This window comes from Pseudoalteromonas sp. L21, from assembly GCF_021728035.1.
GTDB classification, from domain to species: Bacteria; Pseudomonadota; Gammaproteobacteria; order Enterobacterales; family Alteromonadaceae; genus Pseudoalteromonas; species Pseudoalteromonas arabiensis.
In genome coordinates this window covers 538,945-561,640 of the sequence record NZ_JAKKCV010000003.1, presented here as the reverse complement: position 1 = coordinate 561,640, position 22,696 = coordinate 538,945, and the positions used below count along the sequence as shown (strand labels likewise).

Here is a 22,696-nt window from a genome sequence, read left to right as displayed (position 1 = left end):
TTGCTATGATTAAGTTAAGTGCTACTGTTTTATTGGTTATGCTGCTAGCAGGATGCAGCACTACCGATCATGAACAATATGTGCAATGTAAAGTTGTTCATGGTGAACCCAAGTGCCCGATTCAAAAACAATCTAGAGCACGCGAAGACTATGAAGTCGCTAAAGATGCGTATCAAGTAGGCTTAAATTATGAAAACGGTAGCCTTTACAGTGACAGCTATATGTTTTCTCTGTATTCCGATAAACGTGCTTATCGAGTGGGTGACATTTTAACGGTTGTTTTAAATGAGCGTACACAGTCGAGCAAAAGTGCTGATAGTAACTTAGAAAAAAATACTGATGTTGATGTGTCGGTGCCTTTTGCGGGTAACTTGAATGTCGCTGATTTTAATTTAGGAATTGGTTCAAGTACTGAATTTGATGGTGGTAGTAGCGCAAGTCAGCAAAACTTTTTAAGCGGTGCAATCACAGTGCGCGTTATTCATGTGCTGTCAAATGGCACATTAGTGATTAAAGGACGCAAACAAATTCAGCTAAATCAAGGTGATGAATACATTGAAATGGAAGGCCTCGTTCGCCCAGATGATATTGACGTAGCTAACCGCATTTCATCATTAAGAGTTGCCGAAGCACAAATTAGCTATACAGGTAGCGGCACACTAGCCGATGCATCAAGCCCAGGTTGGTTTACTTCTTTATTTAGCCGTTATTTAAACCCATTTTAGAGCGTAGATATGAAACAGATACTTTTACTATTGCTTGTTCTTAGTAGTTGCTTTACGCCAGTGCAAGCAGAGCCGTCTTCACGCCAGCTTCTTGAGCTGGTTGATGTCTTAGGAGTAAGAGACAATCAGCTTGTAGGTTACGGCTTAGTGGTTGGTCTAGCTGGTTCAGGCGATAAGGCACAAGTAAAGTTTTCTGCGCAATCTTTGAATAATATGCTTAAACAGTTCGGCGTAACAATGGATGAAAGCCGTCTGCCGAAATCAAAGAATATTGCTGCGGTTGCTGTGCATGCAACACTTCCTCCTATGGCCAACCCTGGCCAAGCAATTGATGTAACGGTCAACTCTTTAGGTGATGCCAAAAGCCTTCATGGGGGAAGTTTAATGCTTACTCCTTTAAAGGGCATTGATGGCAAAGTGTATGCGCTGGCACAAGGTAATCTTGTTGTAGGTGGTACTAATGCCAGTGGCCGTAATGGTTCATCTGTCACAGTAAACGTACCCACGTCGGGGATTATTCCTGACGGTGCGATTATTGAACGTAACACGGCTGATATGTTCAAGTTGCAACCTGATGTCATTTTGAATTTAAAAGAACCCAATTACCAAACCGCTCGAAACATTGTTAAAGCGATCAATAAAGTTTTTGGGCCATCGGTTGCAAGTGCTGAAAACTGGGGGCGTTTAAAAGTCAGTGCGCCAATCGACCCTGATAGCCGCAACACTTTTATGTCAATGCTTCAAGATATTCGTGTTGAACAGGGCTCTAAACAGCCTCGTGTTATTTTTAATAGTCGTACTGGTACGGTCGTGATGAACGAGTTGGTAAAAGTGAATCAAGCTGCGGTAAGTCATGGCAACTTGACCATTACGATTACTGAAATGGAAGGGGCTTCACAGCCTAACGCATTTTCGAATGGCAGAACGATGCCATTGCAATCGAGTAATATCGATGTGCAGGAGCAACACAATGGCATGTTACTGATGCCGGCAGGGACTTCGCTGGATGAAATTGTAAAAGCAATTAATGCGCTTGGTGCTACACCGAGTGAGTTAATGTCAATTCTAATTGCGCTCGATAAGGCTGGCGCCTTAGAAGCTGAACTACTCGTGATTTAATAAGGGGTCAATATAGTGACTATTGAGTTAACCAAGCCGGATTTTAATACCTTACAATCGCTTGCTATCGATCCTGGTCAAGTTCAGCAGCTTATAGCTAATAATACGCAAGAGGAAGGAGTTCAAAAGGCCGCGGAGCAATTTGAAGCTATTTTCTTACAGTTAGTATTGAAAAACATGCATGCAGCAACCGAGGCCGTGTCATCACAAAATGGCTTTTTTGCAAGTAAAGAGCAACAGCAATTTCGTGATATGTATGATGCCCAAACAGCTCAGGAGCTAGCTGCAAATAACCAGTTAGGTTTAGCTGAGGCTATTGTCCGTCAATTTAGCGAAAAGTTTACACCGGTTGAAAATAAATTTAAGGAAATGGCACAGGTTGTCGCTGAACATAGTAAAGAGGTGAATGAAATTGAGGCAGCGCCTGCGCCTGTTGAGCGTTTAAGTGGCCCTGCATTCGCTCAATCACTTAATATTATTCCGATTAGGTAATTGCTATGTCAATGATAAGTAACGCCATGAGTGGCTTAAATGCGGCTAATGTCGCTATGACGGTTGCAGGTCAAAATGTTGCAAATGCAGCGGTTGATGGCTACTCACGTCAAGCTGCAAGTTTTGCTACGAGCAACTCGCCGTTAGGCGGTGTTTATGTTAATTCAGTCGATCGTATTGTCGATGCATTTTTAAATGATGATATTTGGCGCACGCAGTCTGACTTGTCTTATTATCAAAGCAAGCAAACATATTTAGGTTATGTAGAAGAAATTGTTGGTACAGACTCGTTAAATTTTAATGATGCTGTTGGACAGATAACAAATGCCTTTAATGCTGCGGCAAGTAGCCCTGATTCAAACGCATATAGACAGCAAATTATTTCTTCATCGGAAGGATTGATACAAGATTTAGCACAAATGAATGGTGCGCTTTCGGCACAAATAGATAAGTTGAGCCTAGAGATGACGAACCTAGCAAGTAACACAAGTTCAACAGCTCATCAGATCGCGGACGTGAATCAGAGTATAGTGCAAGCTATAGCAAACAAGCAGCCTACCGCAGAACTCAAAGACAAGCGCGAACAATTAATAACAGAACTATCATCGCAGATAGGCATTGCCATCACTGAACGTGATGATGGCAGCCTTGATATTAGTACCCTAAGTGGCGCGCCTTTAGTTATTGGGACTTCTGCTGCAACAGTGTCAGTTGCGGGAACTGAGGTTAGCACGTCATTAAAGGGGCAATCATTTACACTTAATGACCAAGTCGGTGGTAAGTTTGGTGGCTTAATTAGTGCTGACTCACAGGTTATTCAACCAACACTTGAAAAGCTAAGTGATTTGGTCAAGGACTTTGCCGATGATGTGAATACTGCTTTATCTGAAGGATTTGACTTAAATGGTGATGCTGGTATTCCTTTATTTACTTACAACGTTGCAAATCCTCTATCGTCAATCGACATTAATCCTGCAATTACCCCAGAAAAAATAGCGTTAATAGGGGGGGAGTTTGACGCAGGAGGAAATTGGGTTGCAGCAGGCGGGCGTGGCGATAATGCCAATGTCGCCAATATTATTGCGGCAATTCAAAGTAATGATGATGATTTCTCTGTGTTGGTTGGGGATTTGGGAATTGCAAGTAAACAAAATCAAAACAGTGCGACAACCTCTGAAGTGTTAAATAGCAATGCGGTACTTGCTCGAGATAGCCGAAGCGGCGTTAATTTAGATGAAGAAGCTGCTAATTTGCTGCATTTTCAACAAATGTACAGCGCTAATGCCAAAGTGATTACTACGGCTGATCAAGTATTCAATACTTTACTAACCATGTTTTAGGAGTGAGTCATGCGTATTAGTAGTCACCAATTTCATCTTAATTCAATTAAAAATATCCAACATAACACTGCAGAATTTAATAAAGCATCGGTTCAATTGTCGACCAATGAGCGTATTTCGAAACCATCGGATGACCCTTTAGGAGCCGTAATGCTGCTAAAGCTTGAGAGTGAAATCGAGTCTTTATCGCAATATCAAAGCAACATGGATGCAGTCAATTACGCTTTAGGTCAGCAAGAAGTACAGCTAACAGGCATTGTAAATCAGAGCTACTCATTACAAGAGCTCATTACGACTGCAGCAGATGGTTCAATGGGCACTGAGCAATTAAAAGCACTTGGACAAGAAATGCGGGTGATTTTTCAAGGAATGCTCGATTTAATGAATGCTCAGGATGGCGAAGGGCGTTATTTATTTTCTGGTAGCGAAACCAATAATAAGCCTTTTATTCAAGATGCAGCGGGAGATTACATTTATAACGGTGATGAACGTATTCGCGAAGTGGCAGTGTCACCAGACTCTAACGTATTAACAAATATTATCGGTAGTGATTTAGACCCTAATGCTGATTTTTTAAACGCTATGAAAGATTATTTGGATTTAATTGACAACCCACCTGCTGCGGGTGTTGGTAATGAATCGCGCACCATGATTAATAATTTATCTGATTATTTAGGGCATATTACCGGCGAAATAACAGTGATCGGTGGCACGATGGCATCAATGGATTCGTTGGCAACCAGCAACCAAGACATCAATACGTTTACGACTAACCTGCGTGATGATATTAGTGCAGTTGACTACCCTGAAGCCTATATTCGCATGAACGAATCAATGGCCGCTTATGAGTCTTCGATGCAAGTGTATGCAAATGTTACACAGCTATCATTGTTTTCATATATTAAGTAGTTATTGTTTAAGGAATAATTAATCATGCTTGTTCAAGGTAGCGAGAAGCCAACGCAGATTGAATCAGTTAAGTCGAGCAAAGCATCTGTTGTTGAGCAGCAGAGCCCGGTGTCGGCGAGTGATGTAAAGCAATCAGCTAAACATACAGCTCCTGAACAAGGCCAAGTTGCCGTATTATCTCGATGGGCTAAAAAGGGCCAGTTGAGCCAAGCTATGGCGCAAGTTGAACATCGTGAAATGACCATAAAACAGTTATATTCAGGTCTTGAAAAACTCGCGCAACAGTTAAAATCAATGCCTAGTAGTGCACCGGTTTCTGCTTTACAAAGCCACAGTATGACGCAGCAAATTACTCAACTGCAGCAACAAGCAAGCGCACAAAGTTCAGGTCTAAATTCGCAACTTAAAGTGCAGCAGCCAAATGCTCAAGTTGTGCGCCAGTTAAATAGTAAAGTCGATTTGATATCACAACGTCCGCACGATGAAAGTATTCATTTGCTGCTAGGACGAAGCGGTAAAGCTGTACATTTACAGCTACCGGCTAATCAAAGTGAAGCTGAAAACTTGAATACGATTGCTGAAGCATTCGCCAAGCAGCAAATAAATGTTGAGGTTAACCGCGATAACCGTTTACTGTTCACTACATCCCCTGAGCACAGTGATGCACTTAAAGAAAATTGGGTCATTACCGGCCAGGGAGTACGGGTGGCAGCGGGTAACCCTATTTCACTTCAACTTTCAGAGCTCGCCAGTCCGCTTGATCAACTAGAAGAGTCGGTAAAAAAACAGCAAGATGTTAGCGCACATTTAGATTTTATAAATCGTGCTCAGCGTCAGCTAAAGGCCAATTTATTACAAATCCAAGCCCAGCACCGTGAGCTTACAGCCCAATTACAGCAAATAGAAAAAAGTGCAGATGTCTCTGGTGAGCAAATGACGCAACTTAGCCAATCATTAAAATCAAAAATGCTTACGCCAAATGTTGATAACATTGCTGTGATAACAGCACAAGCAAACATGACCCGTAGCATGGTGAAATACGCTTTAGCTTAAAAGATAAATTAGTTTTTAAATTCGTACAGCGTGCCTTGAAGCACGCTGTTGCGTTTTTAATAACAGGCGGTTTTGAACAGATTTAAAAATAAATGAAAAAAATAGAAAAAAAATTTTAGTTTTTACAATAGGTGGTCGCTCTTAATAAATGAAAGTTAAATAAATAGAATTCACAGGAGAATTTAAAAATGGCTTTATCAATTCAATCAAACATGGCGTCACTTTCTATTCAAAACCAACTTAACCGCAGCAACAACGATCTTTCTGTTGCACTTGAGCGTTTAGGTTCTGGTTTTAAAATTAACTCAGCAAAAGATGATGCTGCGGGTCTGCAAATCGCAACACGTCTTAATGCACAGGTTCGTGGTCAAGAAGCTGGTCTTTATAACGGTAACAATGCAATGTCTATGATGCAAACAGCTGAAGGCGCGTTTGAAGAAATGACCAATATTGCATACCGCATGAAAGAACTTGCAACGCAAGGTGCAAGTGACACAAATGGTGCAGGTGAGTGGACAGCACAAAGTGCAGAGTACACAGCTCTTGCAGCAGAGCTAACTAACATCATGGATAACACGTCGTTTGGTGACGGTACAACACTACTTGATGCAGCGGGTAAATTTGGTGCTGGTCAAGTTGATTTCCAAGTAGGTGCAAGTGCAGCAGAAACACTCGGTGTGGATATCTCAACTGAGCTTGGCAACGTAACTACTGCAATTGGTAACGCAGCAGCGTTTACTGATGTTGCAACAGCTCAAGCTCAAATCGCATTTGTTGACACTATCATTGATGAGATTGGTACAGCGCGTTCTGGTTTAGGTGCAACAATGAACCGCCTTGAGCACACAATGAACAACGTTACAAACATGAAAGAGAACACGCAAGCTTCTGCGGGTCAATTAATGGATGCTGATTTTGCACAAGAAACGTCAAACATGACTAAGCAACAGCTACTTATGAATTCTGGTATTTCAGTACTAAGTACAGCAAACAGCACAACACAAATGATTGGTTCACTATTACGTTAATCTAATCATTATAATAAGCACCGCCAATTAAGCGGTGCTTTGCAATAACGAAAGCGCTTTTTTGTAAAGTGCTTTCGTTATCGTTAATTGGAGAGCCAATATGACATCAGCGCTAAGCATTGATCCCGCTAATTTAGCGAGTCAATACACGCAAATTGAGCGACAAGCAAAAGATCAGATTTTATCTACGCAATATGCAAAATATAATAATCAAATTAAAGCATTTACTCAGCTTAAGAATGATTTATCAGATTTTTTTGATGCATTAGAAGATTACCAAGACCCTGATACAGGTTTGCTTACTAATACAGCGTCTGTTAGTAGCGAAACAAATATGAATGTGACAGCCTCAGCTGATGCAGTCAGCGGTGACTACGATATTTTTGTTGAGCAGTTAGCACAAGCACACCAGATAGCATTAAGTTTTGATCCAAGCCAACCCTTATCGACCGATGGCGAATTGGCTGTTAGCCTTGGCACGGACAGCTTTTCTGTTGACTTAGCGGGTTTGCCTGCGGGGGCAACGCTTACTGACTTGGCCAGTGCAATCAACAATCATGCTGACAATAGTGGCGTAAAAGCGACGTTGATGCGCTCAGGGAGTGAAACATTTTTAGTGCTGACCAGTGAAGAGTCTGGTGTTGCAAATACTGTATCAACAACATTTACACCCGGTGCAGACGCAAATGGTGCAAATATTAGTAATGCCATTGCATCACAGCAAGAACTAACCAGTGCGCAAGATGCTATTGTAAAGCTAGGTGCAAATTCAAATATTACGGTGACCTCAACCAGTAACCAACTAGATAATGTTATTGATGGTGTGAGTATTAACCTTACTCAAGCCCAGCAGGCTGGAGAGACACCCATTAAAGTGTCTGTTGCACAAGATAATGAGAAAAGCGTTGAGAATATTCAGCAATTTGTTGATAAATTCAATACATTATTAAGCTCAATAAACGATAACGATGCATTAAAAAGAGATGTTATGGCATCGGGAATAGGGCGTTCATTACGCAATGACTTTCAAGGTGAATTTGCAGGGAAAACCTTATTTTCCATTGGTATTGAATTTGACCGTTATGGCAAGCTATCTATTGATAAAGGTAAGTTAGAAGATGCAATTGCCACTCAACCTGAGCAACTAACACACATGTTAACAGGTGCTGATGGTTTGATGGCGAAACTCGAGCAGCGTGTTGAGCCATACACAAAAAGCTATGGCTTAATTAATGATAAGAAAAATACTCTGCAAGCGAGTTTAAACCTAGTGACAGATAAACAACAGCGCCATGAATATTCTATGGAGCAGGTTTACAACCGCTACTTATCACAATTTACGCAAATGCAAATAACGATTTCTAAATTAGAGTCATCAATGGGACAATTTTAAGGGGATTAATTATGTATGATTTAAATGATGGCTTTTCAGCTTATAAAAATACTTCAGTAGAAAGCCGTGCGGCTGGCGCTGATATTCATAAGTTAGTTTTAATGTTATTCGATGGGTTTTTAGATGAACTTGAGCGGGTAGCTGGTCATATACAGCAAAAGCGTTTTGATAAAAAAGCTCAGGGCATCGAAAAAATGATGCGTATTCTTGGTGGTTTAGATGCCTCTTTAGATACAGAAAAAGGCGGCGAAGTCGTTGTTAATATGCAGCAGCTTTATGAGTACTGTGGTGGTGCTTTAATGACTGCAAGTCTTCAAAATGATTTATCTGCATTGTCATCTGTACGTGAAGTTATGCAAAACCTACAGCAGGGCTGGGCAGGATTAGGCTCTCAAGCTGCTTAATCACACCTTATTTATAAGTAATGTTATTTGTTCTGAATCCAAAGCCAGCACTTTTAGCTGGCTTTTTTTGTAACTCAACAAACGCTTAAGTTCCTCTTTACTTCCTACCTTTCCTATAAGCGGAAATTAAACTTCCGTTCAGCATTTTGTAAATTAATTTTTCCTTTATATATCAATACCTTGCGTTTTGGAATGCTTTTTGCTCGTTAAGCTGGTGTTAATGCAGCTCTGAATTGTTTACGGCTGCTCGCTTTAATTGAAATGATCATGATGAATAAACAGCAAACAGACCAGAAAATTCAAACCCTATTGCAAGCTATGGCGAAAGCGATAGAAGAGCAGCAGTGGCAACATATTCGTCATTTTGATCAGCAATTAATGCAGATCCTTAATGAGGCGAAGTTAGCACCTTGGTATCCAAGTTGGCAGTCTAGAGTGAGTGAGTTGAAAGGTGAATATTCACACTTTCTAGCATTAATTAATGCGCAAAAAAACGAATTACAAACACGTATGCAGCAACATCAAAAAGATCGCGACGGCATTATTGCATACAAACAATTTACTGATGGTGCGCGTTAATGAAAGAATTAATCATACACCCACATGTTTCAGGGAATAGAGCCGGTGCTGAAAAGGTGCAAGCAAACTTTACTGACCCTGAAACAAGCCAATTCGATTTAACCGAACATGAAGAACACGCGCAATCTACTAGTGAGCTTCGCTCTGAGCTTGAGCAAGTAGAGACAGAAAAGCCATTTGAGCTACCGTCTCAATGGCGCTCAGGTGTATATACACAGTTTAAAGCTGAAAATGAGTCAAGCATGTTAGCGCCAGGTATAACTGCATTATCTGAAACATCGCTGCAACAAGGTGCTGAAGCGACAGTTCAAGAACAAATCAATATGGAGCAAGTTGATTCAGCCCTGCCTATTCAACCCGCTTCTCAGGGAGTTACAGAACCACAAGCTTTGGGCTCGCTTCCTGTGCAGGATAGCCTTACTTTAGCTATGCAGACTGCTGCTGAAAATGAAGCTATATCAGAAAAAATACGCGTGAATGAGCAAAGCCCTACTACACAGGGTGAATCAGCCTCGAAAACCTTGCTTGGTGGTTTATCTACTCAGTCGATAGCAAATGCTACAGAGCAGGAACAGTTACAAGTAACGAGTGCTTCGAACGCTAAAGAGTTATTACAGCCTAGCCCTAATAGCGCTCAAGCTATACCGGCAGCTAATCAATTATTAAACAATGAAACTGTTGAGTTAACTAAAAAGCAAGTACCTTTATTTAATGCATCAAGTTTGAATACGGCTATTGCATCGCCGAGTAAAGAATACCCACTTAGCAGCCAACAACCGCACATGCCCCCGGTGGCTGAGTTGGAAACGTTGCGCTCAAGTGAAACTAGAGTAGGACCGGCTTTAATGGTGGAAACAAGCCCTACACAGCCCACTAAGGTTAAGACAGCGCTTGAGCAGCCCAATTTTGCGACGACAGAATTAAGTCGTTCATTTTCTTTTTCTTCTGCTGCTAGTTCAGAGCAAGCCACACAGGTGCAGCAGTGGCGAACTGAGTCGTTATCGACAAATAGTAGTGAATGGGGCCAACGCTTACTGAATGTGCTGCATGACAAGGTGCAGTTGCAAATAGGCCAACAGGTTCAACGCGCGCAAATCCGCCTTGATCCTCCCCAGTTAGGCAGTATTGACATAAGTATTAGTGTTGAGGGAGAAAAAACCACAGTACACATTGTTGCGAGTAATCCACAAATACGTGAAGCCATGCAACAAACGCTTGAGCAACTTCGCCAATCACTCACTCATGCCGAGCAAAGTACTGTTGATGTTGATATTAGCGATAGACATCAACAGCACAAACAAACACACGAATTTACACAAGAGCAAGATATTGCAGCTAATCAGTTAAATGATTTGCCTACCTCCGTTGAGCCTAGGCAAGCGCAGCAACAAGATTGGTTGAATAGACTGATATAGAAATGGGAGTGGAACTTTGAAAAAAATACAATTAGCAGTACTTGCTGTCGGATTATTAGCACTTGGTTTTTTTGGTGCAAGCTATTTTCAAGAATCAAAAACAGAGCAAGCCCCAGTGGCCTCTGTTGATAAACCAGACGTTAAATATATGGCAATGGATCGCTTTATTATCAGTGTTGCTGACGATGAATATGCTCGCTATTTAGTGCTCGATTTAAGCCTTGGTTTTGCACCAACCTTACAAAACGAAACAGATGCAGAAACCTTTATGCCAGTACTACGCAATGTGCTTGTAAAAAACTTTGCGAATATGGAGCACGCTACTGTGCGGAGCACATTTACTGATGTAGAGAAAGTTCAAACAGACCTACTTAGTCAGTTTAATAAGGTGTTGGCTAATAAGTCATCGCTTGAATTGGCTGATGTATTAATAACCAATGTTTTCATTCAGTAGAGAACGCGTATGTTAGTTGAACAACAATGGCCATCTTCGGATGAGCAGCAAGCAGGTTTAATGAGTACACATACCGAGGGGGAACTACTGGAACGGTATGCATACTTAGTGAAGCGTGCAGCTTCCCACATGCGAACGCAATTGGGTGTTGTTGTCGACATGGACGATATTCAGCAAATAGGTTTAGTGGCACTGCTTTCGTCAATTCGTCGTTATGGTCGAAATGTCGACGAACAATTTTCGGCATTTGCTTTTAAGCGTATTCGGGGCGCGATGCTAGATGAGTTTCGTCGAATAGATTGGCGAGGACGACAACTAAGACAACAGTCGCATCAATTGCGTGATGCTTCGCGCAAGTTATTGAAGCAACTAGGCAGAGAGCCAAGTGATAGTGAGCTATGCCAAGCATTGGATATTGATTTAGACCAGCTGTTGAAACTGCATTATGCAAGTCAAGCTGAAGCAATTGATAGCCTTGAAGCATTGCTCGGTCACGATGATTCGTTTACTGATGCAGGCAGCCAGTTATCACATACAGAAACGGCTTTAATGCTACAAAAAGCACTCGCCAGCCTACCAGAAAGAAACAAGTTGTTACTGCATCTTTACTACAGCCATGAAATGAACATGAAAGAAATAGCCCTTGCCCTTGATTTAACCGAAGCACGGGTCTGCCAACTACATAAATTGGCAATAGAATCTTTAACAAGAAAACTTCAACAAAGTGAATAACCAACCGGGAAAACAATTATGCAAAGAATATTAGGTTTAGTCGTTGTGCTGGCCGCCGTACTAGGTGGCTTTGCTATTGCTGGTGGTAACTTAGCGAGTATGTGGCAGCCTGCAGAGTTTGTAATCATTTTTGGTGCGGGCTTAGGAGCACTTATTGTTGGTAATTCACGTCATGTTTTAACTGAAATGTTAAGTCAGTTAAAATATCAATTCTTTGGCAATAAAAATCAAAATAACAAAGACTTGTATCATGACTTGCTCATGGTGGTATACACCTTACTTGAACTGGCTCGCCTAAAAGGGATTAAAGAGTTAGATGATCACGTAGAAAACCCTGATACTAGCTCAATTTTTTTAGCCTACCCACAGGTCACAGCCTTTCCTGAGTTAGTAACATTTATTTGTGACAACCTACGCTTATACAGCATGGGAAAAATTAGCCCACATGATTTCGATGCTATGTTAGAGCAAGAGATCTTTTCCATTGAAGAGCAAAAAATGAAGCCGTCAAATGCGTTAGGCGACATTGCCGAAGCAATGCCCGGTTTCGGTATTTTAGCTGCGGTAGGTGGCATTATTATCACGATGCAGCACTTAGATGGACCATTGAGCGAAATTGGCTATCACGTTGCGGCAGCACTGGTGGGAACCTTTGTTGGTATTTTTGGTTGTTACTGCCTATTAGCACCTCTGTCATCGGCTATGCAGCAGTATGTAAAGAAACAAATGACTATGCTTGAGTGTGTTCGAGCTATGTTGGTTGCCCACGCAAAAGGCCATGTAGCTATTGTGGCGACTGACTCTGGTCGAAAACTGATAACACAAGAAAGTAAACCTTCTTTTACCACGATGGAACAGTGGATCAATAACCGAGCAGCTTAAATGAATAATTCTAACCCAGTAATTATTAAACGTGGTCGCCGCTCAGCAAAGAGTGGCAAGCATGGTGGTGCTTGGAAAGTCGCCTTTGCTGATTTCACATTAGCGATGATGGCGTTCTTCATGGTGCTATGGATCATGGCTATTACCAATGAGCAAGAGCGAAAAGATATTGCTCATTATATGCGTACACATTCAATCTTTGATGGTAGCCCCGCATTATTTGAACCAGGCAATAGCCCTTTTCCTGTCGATTTAGGGGGGTCACCTTCCGTTGTTGATCATAAAGCATCAAATCGCTTGCCACCTGATAATCCTCGCCCAGGCATGAGTGAATATTTAAAAGTACCTAAAGGCGATCATGCGCCTTTAGCGGGTAAAGGCGATAAGCTTAATTCAGTGATTGACAGTGAATTTGCAGCATCAAGTGAGCTGAGTTTATTACTAAGTAGCTTTCAAGATTTAGCCAAAGAAGAGCTATTACAGAACAATCTGCAGGTTGAGAAAGTTAGTTCTGGGCTCAGAGTAATTATTCAAGATGACAAAAATCATCAAATGTTTGCGCGTTCAGAGCAAACCATGTCGCCATTTTTTGAAGACTTATTTTTACACTTAGGTGGCCTGTTCAGAAGTATTGAAAACAAAATCATTATTTCGGGTCACAGTGATGCCAGTGCATTCAAAGGAACTCAGTCGAATAACTGGGACTTATCAGGTGCACGTGCATTTCAAGCAAGAAAAATCATGGCAGCAGGTGGGATGCCAACAAACCAAGTTATGCAAGTTAATGCTTTTTCTTCTAATAGACCGATTAATCAAAAAGATAGATTTGCGAGTGAAAATAGACGTGTCGAGATCCTGATTCTGACCAAAAAGGCAGAATCAGAGTTAGAGGCGTTATTCGCTGAGGATAACATCAATAATCCTGTTAAAAAGGCCGCTAGTGCTGCAACAGCAAATCAGCCAGTATTACGCTCGCAGGAGTTATATGAATAAGTCAGAAGAGTCGAAACGAACTCACCCTCGCTGGCCGCTTTGTGAGCAAGATACTCAACTTCCTGCGGCAATGCAACAAGGTGGCATTGCCGTTAAGCTGCATCATTCATGGTTGTTTAACTACTTTATATGCCGTGCTGTGGTTAAAGATATTAGCGTAGGTGGGGCTGGAATGTTGGTGCCAAATGAGCATAAGTTACCGGGCAAGGTCCGTGTAGCATTTAATGATAGTAATGCTTTTATTGGCACAATTCGTTATACGTATCCCGTTACAGAAAAACTGAACTTTGTTGGTATTGAATGGCAAAAGAAAGATGAATTAAGGCGTATAGAGTTAGTTGCTGAGTTACAAAAGCAGGCTAATTACACAACGACTTTATAGCCACACTTTTGGATATTGGAAAATTTTATGAAGCAATTTGTTAAGCCAAAAATAAAGCTCTTCAAGGCTGAACAAGGTAAAGAGTTTAGGCCGTATGCGATCACACAGCAACAACGTCAATACGAAATTGCCCATCAGCGAGCGGGTGAGTTTAGTTTGCATAAAGCCATCGAGTTTGAGTTAGGACAGCTATTTAATGATAGTCAGTTTGCTGTTGATATTAACTTATGTTCACACAGCACCTTGCAAAGCTGGCTAGCTGAAGCGAAACGCGTTTTCTTTAAAAGTTCTGTTTTTGAGCCAATAGACGCTGATGCTTATATCGCATTGGATTACACAAGTGCTCACAGAATGGCTGATTTATGCCTAGGTGGTGATTTAAGCCAAGCTAATAAGGCTGTAGCAGAAGAGCCGCCAGCAGAGTTAACACGCACAGAAAGCCGCATTTGTGCACGGTTATTACAAAAACAAGTTCAGGGTATTCAAGAGCTTATTTTTAAAGAGCGGGCATGCTTACTCGCTGAGCCATGTAGCACTAACAACTTACCGAGCGCGGTCAATTACCTTGCATTTAAAGTACGGTTAATTCTTGATAACGATGTGATCAGCTGGTTCATTTGGTTGCCAGTGGCTTTCTTTAGTCAACCGCAAAGCGAGCATGACGAACAACAAACACACTTATTAAATATGGAAAAAAGCAGCCAATTTTTAGTGAGAGGACATGTTGAAATGGCGCGCAAAAAAGTCACGTTAAGGCAGTTAAAAGCGGCATTAAATGGTGAGGTATTGCCTATTCAACTTAGTGAGCCTGCTTCTTTCAAGTTAGGTAATAAAACCTTCTTTACAGGTCAAATTGTACAACAAGATGCCAGTTTGACTTTCCAAATTACAGATAACACAAATAAAGAGTAAATGAATTATGACTGACAACCTTGATGATGCATTAGCAGGTTTAGAGCTTGATGGCTTAGACAACTTAAGCGCTGAGCCAAGCAATGAGAATGATATGTCTGTATTTGCTGATGTGCCGTTAACTATTACGCTAGAAGTCGCGAGCACAGAATTAACGTTAGGTGAGTTATCACAAGCCAAACACGGCGATGTTTTACGCTTAGACAAAGCCGCAGGTGAGCCGATGGATGTGAAAGTGAACGGTGTATACTTTGCGAAAGCTGAAGTTGTACTGGTTGATGGCCAATATGGCATTAAGTTTATCAGCCAAGATGAGCAAGAAAAGGCGGATAGTTAAGTAATGAATTTACGCAGTGCATTCAACGTCGGGTTTGGTTTACTTATCCTTCTTTTACCAACTTGGTTAAACGCGCAAGAATTAACATTGTTCTCGTTGCAAGACACAGAGCAAGGGCAAGACTATAACGTCAAGCTACAAATTTTGTTAATGATGACGGTGTTGAGTTTAATACCAGCGTTGTTAATGGTACTGACTTCCTTTACTCGGATCATTGTTGTGCTCGCGATTTTGCGCCAAGCAATGGGGCTACAGCAAAGTCCCCCAAATCGTGTCTTAATTGGTATTGCATTGATGCTCACCATGCTTATTATGCGTCCGGTTTGGCAAGATATATATCAAAATGCGTATAAGCCTTTTCAAGCAGAAGAGATGGGATTAGAGCAAGCACTAGCTCGAGCTGAACAGCCTCTACGTGCATTTATGCTTAAGCAAACACGTGAAAGCGAGCTACATCAAGTGCTTTTAATTGCTAATGAGCCCACCAACTTAAAAGCGGATGAAATTCCATTTGAAGTACTTATGCCTGCTTTTGTGCTTAGTGAGCTGACAACCGCTTTTCAAATCGGTTTTATGCTCTTTATTCCCTTCTTGATTATTGATTTAGTGGTTGCCAGCGTATTGATGTCGATGGGTATGATGATGTTATCCCCATTGATTATCAGCTTACCATTTAAGCTGATGGTGTTCGTACTCGCTGATGGTTGGTCAATGGTGGCAGGAACGCTGGCTGCAACATTCGGAGGGCCAATATGAGTCCTGAGATGGCCACGCAACTGATTGCCGATGCAGTCTATACCATTATAGAGATGATTTTGGTACTGATAGTACCAGGGCTTATCTTGGGTATTGTGGTGGCAGTTATACAAGGCGCCACCTCTATTCAAGAGCAAACGTTAACCTTTCTACCTCGTATGTTGCTAACACTGTTAATGGTGGTGTTTGCAGGGCATTGGTTAGTGCGCACCTTATTGACGTGGTTTGAAGACCTTAAGTTTATGATCCCAGGGGTTTTTGGTTGAACTCCTTAATTGCTTTAACCAGTAACGACATTGTTAGCTGGATGGGCACCATGTGGTGGCCATTTGTTCGGTTTTCGGCTTTGCTGTGGGCAATGCCAGTATTTGAAAACCCCGCAGTGACTCCACGCGCCCGAATCGCTGTGGCTATGATGCTGGCCTTTTTAGTGGCAGGGCAATTGCCACTCGCTCCAGCGGTTGATATTTTTTCGTTAGATGCTGTCGTGCTGACTGTTGAGCAGATCATTTTTGGTGTCTTAATGGGGCTTGCCTTGCGGTTGTTGTTTGAAGTGATGTCTCTGGTTGGTCTTGTGTTGTCGATGCAAATGGGTTTATCGATGGCTTTGGTAATGGACCCTGGCAGTGGTAATCAGGTTGCATTATTAGGGCAGTTATTCTGGATAATGGCTGCGCTTTTGTTTTTTGCCGCTGACGGTCATTTAATTACGTTGCACGTTATGGTCGAGAGTTTTACTGTTTGGCCTATAGGCAGCAGTATTTATAACTTGGACATTATGGCTGTCGTTAATTTATTTGCTTGGTTATTAGCCTCTACTCTACTACTTGCACTACCTGGCGTGATTGCCATGATGTTAGTCAATCTAACGTTTGGCGTAGCAAGTCGCGCAGCTCCTTCTTTGAATATCTTTGTTTTAGGCTTTCCGATGGCCTTAATAATGGGTTTCTTTTGTGTATTTATGACACTTAGTTACACAGGCAATGCATTTGCTAAATTGACCTACCATGTTTTAACCGTATTTAAAACGGCGATGGGAGGGTGAATGTCAGATAACAGTGCACAAGAAAAAACAGAACAGCCCAGTGAAAAGCGCCTCAAAAAAGCACGTGAAGATGGGCAGGTAGCCCGTTCTAAAGAACTTAATACGGCTATTTTATTGATGGTGAGTGTGGCAGGGCTATTGTTTTTCGCTAATTTATTTTATGACCTATTTATTGGCTTGATGCGCACAAGTATGCAACTGGATCATCGTATTATCGATAATACGAAACTCATGCCAAATGCCATTGCTCAAGCAATACTCGATATGCTGGCAACTTTAGTGCCGTTTTTATTGCTCGCGTTTTGCGCTATGTGGATCACGGGAGTGTTACCTGGTGGGTTTATTTTCTCAAAAAAATTACTCGCACCTAAGTTAAGTAAGCTAAATCCTCTTTCGGGTTTAGGAAGAATGTTTGGTAAACAGGTTTTGACTGAGCTGTTAAAGTCGATGATTAAAATTGCCTTGTTAGCTATTTGCTTATTTAGCTTTTTGACTCAGTTATGGCAGCAGTTAGTAGCCTTACAAAATCAAGACTTGCTGGTGGCTCTAAATCAAGGTATTAGCCTGCTATTTTTAGCTATGATGATCACTGTAACTTTGCTGTTATTTGTAGCTGTGATTGATGTGCCTATTCAGCAAAAACAAATTCTAGATAAAATTAAAATGACCCATCAAGAAGTCAAGGAAGAGCGCAAATCATCCGATGGTAACCCCGAGATCAAAAGCAAAATTAAGCAAATTCAATATCAGCAAGCAAATAGGCGTATCGAAGAGCGGGTCCCCACAGCAGACGTGATTGTTACAAATCCAACACACTATGCGGTTGCGATTCGCTATAACGAAGAAAAAGCCAAAGCACCTTATGTTGTCGCTAAAGGCATGGATGAAATGGCACTTAGGATCAGAACATTAGGGCGTCAGCACAATAAAGAAGTTATTGAGTTACCTGCTTTAGCGCGGGCTATCTATTTTTCGACACGCATCGACCAAGAAGTACCTAATGGACTTTATAAAGCGGTTGCTTATGTACTTACTTATGTAATGCAGCTAAAGGCTTACAAGCAAGGGCGAGGTCAAGCGCCAGCGCCATTGCCTGAACTTGAAATTCCAAAAAATTTACAAAAACCATAATGGTGGAGAATGACTTTGAATTGGCGTAGTTTAACCCGACCTTATACTGCTATACCGGTATTGCTGTTAGCTGTTTTATCTATGGTTATTTTGCCATTACCCGCATGGCTACTGGATACCTTATTCACCTTTAATATTGTACTTTCTGTGATCGTGTTATTGGTTGCTGTTTCAAGTTCGAAACCACTCGATTTTTCTGTTTTCCCAACCATTCTGTTGGTTGCAACCTTAATGCGCCTTACCCTAAATATTGCATCGACTAGGGTTGTTTTACTACATGGTCATGAAGGCTCTGATGTGGCAGGGCGAGTCATTCAAGCATTTGGTGAGGTGGTGATTGGTGGCAACTATGTTGTTGGTATCGTCGTATTCATTATTCTGATGGTGATTAACTTTGTCGTAATCACCAAAGGTGGCGAGCGTATCTCTGAAGTTGCAGCACGTTTTACTCTTGATGCAATGCCAGGCAAGCAAATGGCAATTGATGCCGACTTAAATGCGGGACTAATTGGCCCAGAACAAGCTAAAGAACGACGTACTACCGTGGCACAAGAAGCTGATTTCTATGGTTCAATGGATGGTGCTTCTAAATTTGTACGCGGTGATGCAATAGCCGGTCTGATCATCTTAGTGATCAACTTACTGGGTGGTGTCAGCATTGGGGTATTTCAGCATGACTTGAGCATGGCTGAAGCATTTCAACGTTTCGCTCTTTTAACAATTGGTGACGGCTTAGTTGCACAAGTCCCTTCATTATTACTGGCTGTTGCTGCGGCAATTATTGTTACCAGAATGAACGATGAAGGTGACATGAGTGAAGCGGTGGGAAGCCAGTTACTTGCCTCACCAAGAGTGATTCTAACAGCCGCATTAGTCATGCTGGTGTTAGGTATTGTGCCAGGCATGCCAAGCCTTGCGTTTATTGGCTTTGCACTGCCTCTTTTGTATGTTGCTTGGCGACTTTACAAAAAGACACCACAAGGGCAGTTAGAAGAAGCGCAAAGTATTACAGATACAATTGCCCAAGAACAAGCAGCTCTGAGCTGGCAAGATATTCCGCATGTCGATACTTTAAGCGTTGAGCTTGGTTTTCGTTTAGTTTATCTGGCCGATAAGGAAAAAGGTGAGGAGCTAGCAAAAACAATACGTGGTATGCGTAAAAGCTTATCTGAACAACTTGGTTTCTTGTTACCTGAAATCAGAGTTAAAGATAATCTCAATCTTAATCCTCAAGAATATAAAATCAAACTAGCAGGAGTGGCCGTTGCGTCTGCTCAACTGAATGCCAAGCAGCTACTAGCTTTAAACACCGGCGATACTTACGGCCAGTTAGATGGTGAACTAACGACGGACCCAGCTTATGGTTTGGAAGCTGTGTGGGTTGATGAGAAAAATAAAGCCAAGGCACTGAATATGGGTTATTCAGTTGTCGACTTAGCCACGGTAATCGCAACGCATATGGGCAAAGTGATAAAAGAGCATTTAGATGAGCTGTTTAGTTATGAAGATATTCAAAACTTACACGAGAGATTAAAGACTGTATCACCTAGTTTGGCTGATGCGCTTGAAAAGTCTTTACCAATTAACCTGCAACTAAAAGTGATGAGAATGCTACTTAAGGAGCATGTCGCGATTGGTGATATCGTGACTATTGCAGGCACTTTAGTTGACAGTATCGAAGTCACAAAAGACCCGATTCTACTTGCTGCCGATGTACGCTGTGCACTAAAACGTGTGTTAGTAAAACAAGTGATGGGCAATCGTGACGAATTAGCTGCTTATAGCTTAGATGAAAAACTAGAGCAAACGATGCAAAGTTCGTTAGAACAAGCCATGCAAGCAGGGAAGGTAGCATTAGATAGTTTTGCTGTAGATCCTAATTTACTTGGCCAGTTCCAACGAGCCATGCCTGTGATTACTGATGAAATGAAATCTCAAGGTGTTAACCCTGTGTTGATTGTTATTCCGCAGCTAAGACCTTTACTGGCGCGCTATGCACGTTCATTTACGAAGGGAGGTTTATCAGTGCTTTCTTATAATGAAGTGCCTGATAATATTAAAGTTAGTATCGTTGGCTCTTTAGGATAGTGTAAGTGGTATGAATTTAATATGAATAAATACCCGTAATGTTGCTTTTTGGTTTTTTTTATCTATAATCATTAAGAATTAGGTACTTGTTAACTGTTTTATAATAACAGTTACTTAGTTGGAAACACTAAGACAATTAAATGGCAAACTACACCGAAAGGGTAGGACGCAAAGCTTCCAGTCTAAAACCGCAAGGTCATGATAGTGGGGTTACATTAACTTAGCGGCACGTCTATTCGCCTCTTCAGGCAATTTGTTCCGCTTATTATATACGTTAAAGCCCTTAATTGGGCTGTTTATGATAATTGGAATACGAATGAACAACTCATATCAGCTTGTTAAGGCAACTTTTTTAATTGTTGTAGGCATTATAACTGCTTATGCATTGCCTGTGAAAGCTGAACGCGTAATTACCCAAAATTATGAGCAGGCAACATGGTATGTCAGTGGTGATGCTTTTTATTGCCAACTTAGCCAAAAATTAGATAGTTATGCGCAATTATCGATTATTAGCGAGCCTGCAGAGCCACAGCACCTAGATTTTAAGTGGTTGTTAACCGAACGTGATATCACGGATGTACAAGTATTTGCCCGTACAGCGGATTGGCAAAACAAGCAAGCAATCGCCCCTTCTATACAATTCTTTTCAGCCAATATTGAGCAGCAACAGGTTACGTTTAAACAAGGTGTTGCACCTCTTTTAAGCGCCATTAAGCAAGGCTACTGGTTAGATACAATCGTCGGGTTTGGCGATGAGCAACTGAGACTGACCTTTCCTACAACTCATAGTGATAACGCGATTGATAAATACCAGCAATGCCGTGAAAAATTAGCACCTTTATCTTGGCGACAAGCGAGAGATTATGAAATTAATTTTGACTCAGGAGAGCGTGTTGTTAAACGTGCCGCAGACCTGAGTTATTTAGAGAAACTAGTTCGTTATATTCAACTCGATCCTAAAGTTAAGAAAGTCATGATTGATGGACATACAGATAATGTCGGTTCTCCACTTGCCAATCGTTTGTTATCGAAAGAAAGAGCCGATGATGTGGCATCCCGACTTATTGAGTACGGGATCGATGCAAAGTTAATTGAGATCAGGGCTCACGGAGGACGCTATCCCGTGGCAAGCAATTCAGATTCGAACGGTCAGTCTTCAAATAGGCGCGTCTTAATTCGTCTATTTCGTCAAAAAAGCTAAGGTGTGAGAAGGAATATGGATCAGAAACATCTACTATGGCTTGCGCCAGAACAACCATCACGTGAAATTGAATTGGCGATCAATGATGAGCAGTATCAACTTCTGTACACAGATTCGATCCCCGATGCTATTGGTTATTGTTTGAGTTATCAGCCTGAACTGGTATTAATTGATGCTCAACAAGCACAAATGAACTTGGTTGACTTGGTAAAACTAGTTAAAAGAACTCATCAAGGTGGACAAATTATCACGCTTGTGGAATCGAACCAAGGTGAGCTTGCTTCACAGTCACTTAATAATGGTGCTGTCGACTTTTTACTTAAACCGTTTTTTGCTGATCAACTCAAACTAACTATCCGTAACGCTGATTCTATGAAGCATGGTGTGAGTGACTTAATTGCTGTGTCACTGAAATCACAGCAAGTGCTGAGACTTGCCAATCGTGCAGCACAAACATCTGCAAGCGTACTCATTATGGGTGAGTCGGGTACAGGTAAAGAAAAGCTCGCTAACTTCATTCATCAATCTTCTCCACGTGCAGATAAGCCATTTATTGCGGTTAACTGCGCAGCTATTCCAGAAAATATGCTGGAGTCTATGTTATTTGGTTATAACAAAGGTGCATTTACGGGGGCGGTAGCACAGCAAGCGGGTAAGTTTGAGCTTGCAAATGGCGGCACTATTTTACTGGATGAGATAACTGAACTGCCTTTAGAGCTGCAAGCTAAATTACTTCGTGTCCTACAGGAGCGAGAGGTTGAGCGATTAGGCAGTCATCAACGCATTAAACTCGACATTCGTGTGATTGCAGCATGCAATAAGCCACTGCGTGAGCAAGTAGAGAAAGGCCTTTTTCGTGAAGACTTATTTTACCGCTTAGATGTATTGCCGTTAATGTGGCCAGCATTACGTGACCGAAGTGACGATATTTTACCATTAGCGAAGTATTTTATTGCTAAATACGGAGATGAGAAGTTTCACTTTAGTCAACAGGCAGAGCAGTTGATGCATAGCTATCACTGGCCAGGTAATGTTCGTGAGCTGGAAAATGTAGTGCAAAGGGCATTAGTGATGGCTCGCGGTGTCGAAATTCAAGCGGCAGATCTAAACCTACCCGAAAACGTTAAAGCACTCACGACAACCAGTGCGTCACAGTTAAAACATAGCAAGAAACAAGCTGAATTTGATTATATTTATGATTTACTTAGCCGTTTCAAAGGACACAGAACCCAAACCGCAGAGGCACTCGGTGTGAGTACCCGAGCTCTTCGATACAAAATAGCCGCCATGCGTGAGTATGGCATGGATATAGACGCAATCGCTTAA

25 protein-coding genes and 1 riboswitch are annotated in these 22,696 nt (G+C 41.6%); all 25 genes read left to right on the top strand.

The window, feature by feature from the left end:
* Positions 1 to 5: 5 nt before the first annotated feature.
* The 25 genes from L3V41_RS11365 (at position 6) to L3V41_RS11245 (ending at position 22,696) form a co-directional block, all read left to right on the top strand.
* On the top strand, positions 6 to 725 hold the full coding sequence (locus L3V41_RS11365; RefSeq protein ID WP_062570786.1) for a flagellar basal body L-ring protein FlgH: 720 nt from the start codon (positions 6 to 8) through the stop codon (positions 723 to 725).
* Between the two features lie 9 nt (positions 726 to 734).
* On the top strand, positions 735 to 1,844 hold the full coding sequence (locus L3V41_RS11360) for a flagellar basal body P-ring protein FlgI (protein WP_062570296.1): 1,110 nt from the start codon (positions 735 to 737) through the stop codon (positions 1,842 to 1,844).
* A 15-nt stretch (positions 1,845 to 1,859) separates the two neighbouring features.
* Complete coding sequence (locus L3V41_RS11355) at positions 1,860 to 2,336, top strand: rod-binding protein (RefSeq protein WP_237127755.1); 477 nt, start codon at positions 1,860 to 1,862, stop codon at positions 2,334 to 2,336.
* 5 nt (positions 2,337 to 2,341) lie between these two features.
* Positions 2,342 to 3,676: a flagellar hook-associated protein FlgK gene (flgK, locus tag L3V41_RS11350; protein ID WP_237127753.1), complete on the top strand. Its 1,335-nt coding sequence runs from the start codon at positions 2,342 to 2,344 to the stop codon at positions 3,674 to 3,676.
* 9 nt (positions 3,677 to 3,685) lie between these two features.
* Positions 3,686 to 4,585: a flagellar hook-associated protein FlgL gene (gene flgL / locus L3V41_RS11345; protein ID WP_193988437.1), complete on the top strand. Its 900-nt coding sequence runs from the start codon at positions 3,686 to 3,688 to the stop codon at positions 4,583 to 4,585.
* Between the two features lie 24 nt (positions 4,586 to 4,609).
* Positions 4,610 to 5,638, top strand: a complete 1,029-nt coding sequence (locus L3V41_RS11340; protein WP_062570300.1) for a hypothetical protein — start codon at positions 4,610 to 4,612, stop codon at positions 5,636 to 5,638.
* Positions 5,639 to 5,826: 188 nt separating this feature from the next.
* On the top strand, positions 5,827 to 6,666 hold the full coding sequence (locus L3V41_RS11335; protein WP_062570301.1) for a flagellin: 840 nt from the start codon (positions 5,827 to 5,829) through the stop codon (positions 6,664 to 6,666).
* 100 nt (positions 6,667 to 6,766) lie between these two features.
* The gene (gene fliD, locus L3V41_RS11330; protein WP_062570302.1) at positions 6,767 to 8,059 is read left to right on the top strand and encodes a flagellar filament capping protein FliD; all 1,293 of its coding nucleotides are present in this window, start codon (positions 6,767 to 6,769) and stop codon (positions 8,057 to 8,059) included.
* A gap of 11 nt (positions 8,060 to 8,070) precedes the next feature.
* Positions 8,071 to 8,463 (top strand): flagellar export chaperone FliS, encoded by a 393-nt coding sequence (fliS, locus tag L3V41_RS11325; protein WP_062570303.1) that lies wholly within the window; start codon positions 8,071 to 8,073, stop codon positions 8,461 to 8,463.
* A 267-nt stretch (positions 8,464 to 8,730) separates the two neighbouring features.
* Positions 8,731 to 9,042 carry a hypothetical protein gene (locus tag L3V41_RS11320; protein WP_130151052.1) on the top strand — a complete coding sequence of 104 codons (312 nt, stop codon included), beginning with the start codon at positions 8,731 to 8,733 and terminating at the stop codon, positions 9,040 to 9,042.
* Complete coding sequence (locus tag L3V41_RS11315) at positions 9,042 to 10,457, top strand: flagellar hook-length control protein FliK (RefSeq protein WP_237127750.1); 1,416 nt, start codon at positions 9,042 to 9,044, stop codon at positions 10,455 to 10,457. The genes L3V41_RS11320 and L3V41_RS11315 overlap by 1 nt, the downstream gene beginning before the upstream one ends.
* 16 nt (positions 10,458 to 10,473) lie before the next feature.
* Entirely contained in the window at positions 10,474 to 10,911 is a 438-nt protein-coding gene (locus L3V41_RS11310; protein WP_062570306.1) for a flagellar basal body-associated FliL family protein, read from the top strand.
* A gap of 9 nt (positions 10,912 to 10,920) precedes the next feature.
* On the top strand, positions 10,921 to 11,643 hold the full coding sequence (locus tag L3V41_RS11305; RefSeq protein ID WP_062570307.1) for a FliA/WhiG family RNA polymerase sigma factor: 723 nt from the start codon (positions 10,921 to 10,923) through the stop codon (positions 11,641 to 11,643).
* An 18-nt stretch (positions 11,644 to 11,661) separates the two neighbouring features.
* The gene (gene motA, locus L3V41_RS11300) at positions 11,662 to 12,525 is read left to right on the top strand and encodes a flagellar motor stator protein MotA (RefSeq protein WP_062570308.1); all 864 of its coding nucleotides are present in this window, start codon (positions 11,662 to 11,664) and stop codon (positions 12,523 to 12,525) included.
* Positions 12,526 to 13,518 carry a flagellar motor protein MotB gene (locus L3V41_RS11295; RefSeq protein ID WP_062570309.1) on the top strand — a complete coding sequence of 331 codons (993 nt, stop codon included), beginning with the start codon at positions 12,526 to 12,528 and terminating at the stop codon, positions 13,516 to 13,518.
* The gene (locus L3V41_RS11290) at positions 13,511 to 13,900 is read left to right on the top strand and encodes a PilZ domain-containing protein (RefSeq protein ID WP_062570310.1); all 390 of its coding nucleotides are present in this window, start codon (positions 13,511 to 13,513) and stop codon (positions 13,898 to 13,900) included. The genes L3V41_RS11295 and L3V41_RS11290 overlap by 8 nt, the downstream gene beginning before the upstream one ends.
* Positions 13,901 to 13,927: 27 nt before the next feature.
* Positions 13,928 to 14,812, top strand: coding sequence for a FliM/FliN family flagellar motor switch protein (locus L3V41_RS11285; protein WP_062570311.1), 885 nt, complete (start codon positions 13,928 to 13,930; stop codon positions 14,810 to 14,812).
* A 7-nt stretch (positions 14,813 to 14,819) separates the two neighbouring features.
* Positions 14,820 to 15,149, top strand: a complete 330-nt coding sequence (locus L3V41_RS11280) for a FliM/FliN family flagellar motor switch protein (RefSeq protein WP_062570312.1) — start codon at positions 14,820 to 14,822, stop codon at positions 15,147 to 15,149.
* 3 nt (positions 15,150 to 15,152) lie between these two features.
* Complete coding sequence (gene fliP, locus L3V41_RS11275; RefSeq protein WP_062570313.1) at positions 15,153 to 15,905, top strand: flagellar type III secretion system pore protein FliP; 753 nt, start codon at positions 15,153 to 15,155, stop codon at positions 15,903 to 15,905.
* On the top strand, positions 15,902 to 16,171 hold the full coding sequence (locus L3V41_RS11270) for a flagellar biosynthetic protein FliQ (protein ID WP_130151061.1): 270 nt from the start codon (positions 15,902 to 15,904) through the stop codon (positions 16,169 to 16,171). The genes fliP and L3V41_RS11270 overlap by 4 nt, the downstream gene beginning before the upstream one ends.
* A complete protein-coding gene (gene fliR / locus L3V41_RS11265; protein WP_062570315.1) occupies positions 16,168 to 16,950 on the top strand; it encodes a flagellar biosynthetic protein FliR in 783 nt (260 codons plus the stop codon). Before L3V41_RS11270 ends, fliR begins: the two co-directional genes overlap by 4 nt.
* A complete protein-coding gene (gene flhB, locus L3V41_RS11260) occupies positions 16,951 to 18,081 on the top strand; it encodes a flagellar biosynthesis protein FlhB (protein ID WP_193988441.1) in 1,131 nt (376 codons plus the stop codon).
* Between the two features lie 9 nt (positions 18,082 to 18,090).
* Positions 18,091 to 20,169, top strand: a complete 2,079-nt coding sequence (gene flhA / locus L3V41_RS11255; protein WP_276574698.1) for a flagellar biosynthesis protein FlhA — start codon at positions 18,091 to 18,093, stop codon at positions 20,167 to 20,169.
* Positions 20,170 to 20,301: 132 nt separating this feature from the next.
* Positions 20,302 to 20,387: riboswitch (cyclic di-GMP riboswitch) on the top strand.
* A gap of 98 nt (positions 20,388 to 20,485) precedes the next feature.
* Entirely contained in the window at positions 20,486 to 21,370 is an 885-nt protein-coding gene (locus L3V41_RS11250) for an OmpA family protein (RefSeq protein WP_193988442.1), read from the top strand.
* Positions 21,371 to 21,385: 15 nt separating this feature from the next.
* Positions 21,386 to 22,696 (top strand): sigma-54 dependent transcriptional regulator, encoded by a 1,311-nt coding sequence (locus tag L3V41_RS11245; protein WP_130151065.1) that lies wholly within the window; start codon positions 21,386 to 21,388, stop codon positions 22,694 to 22,696.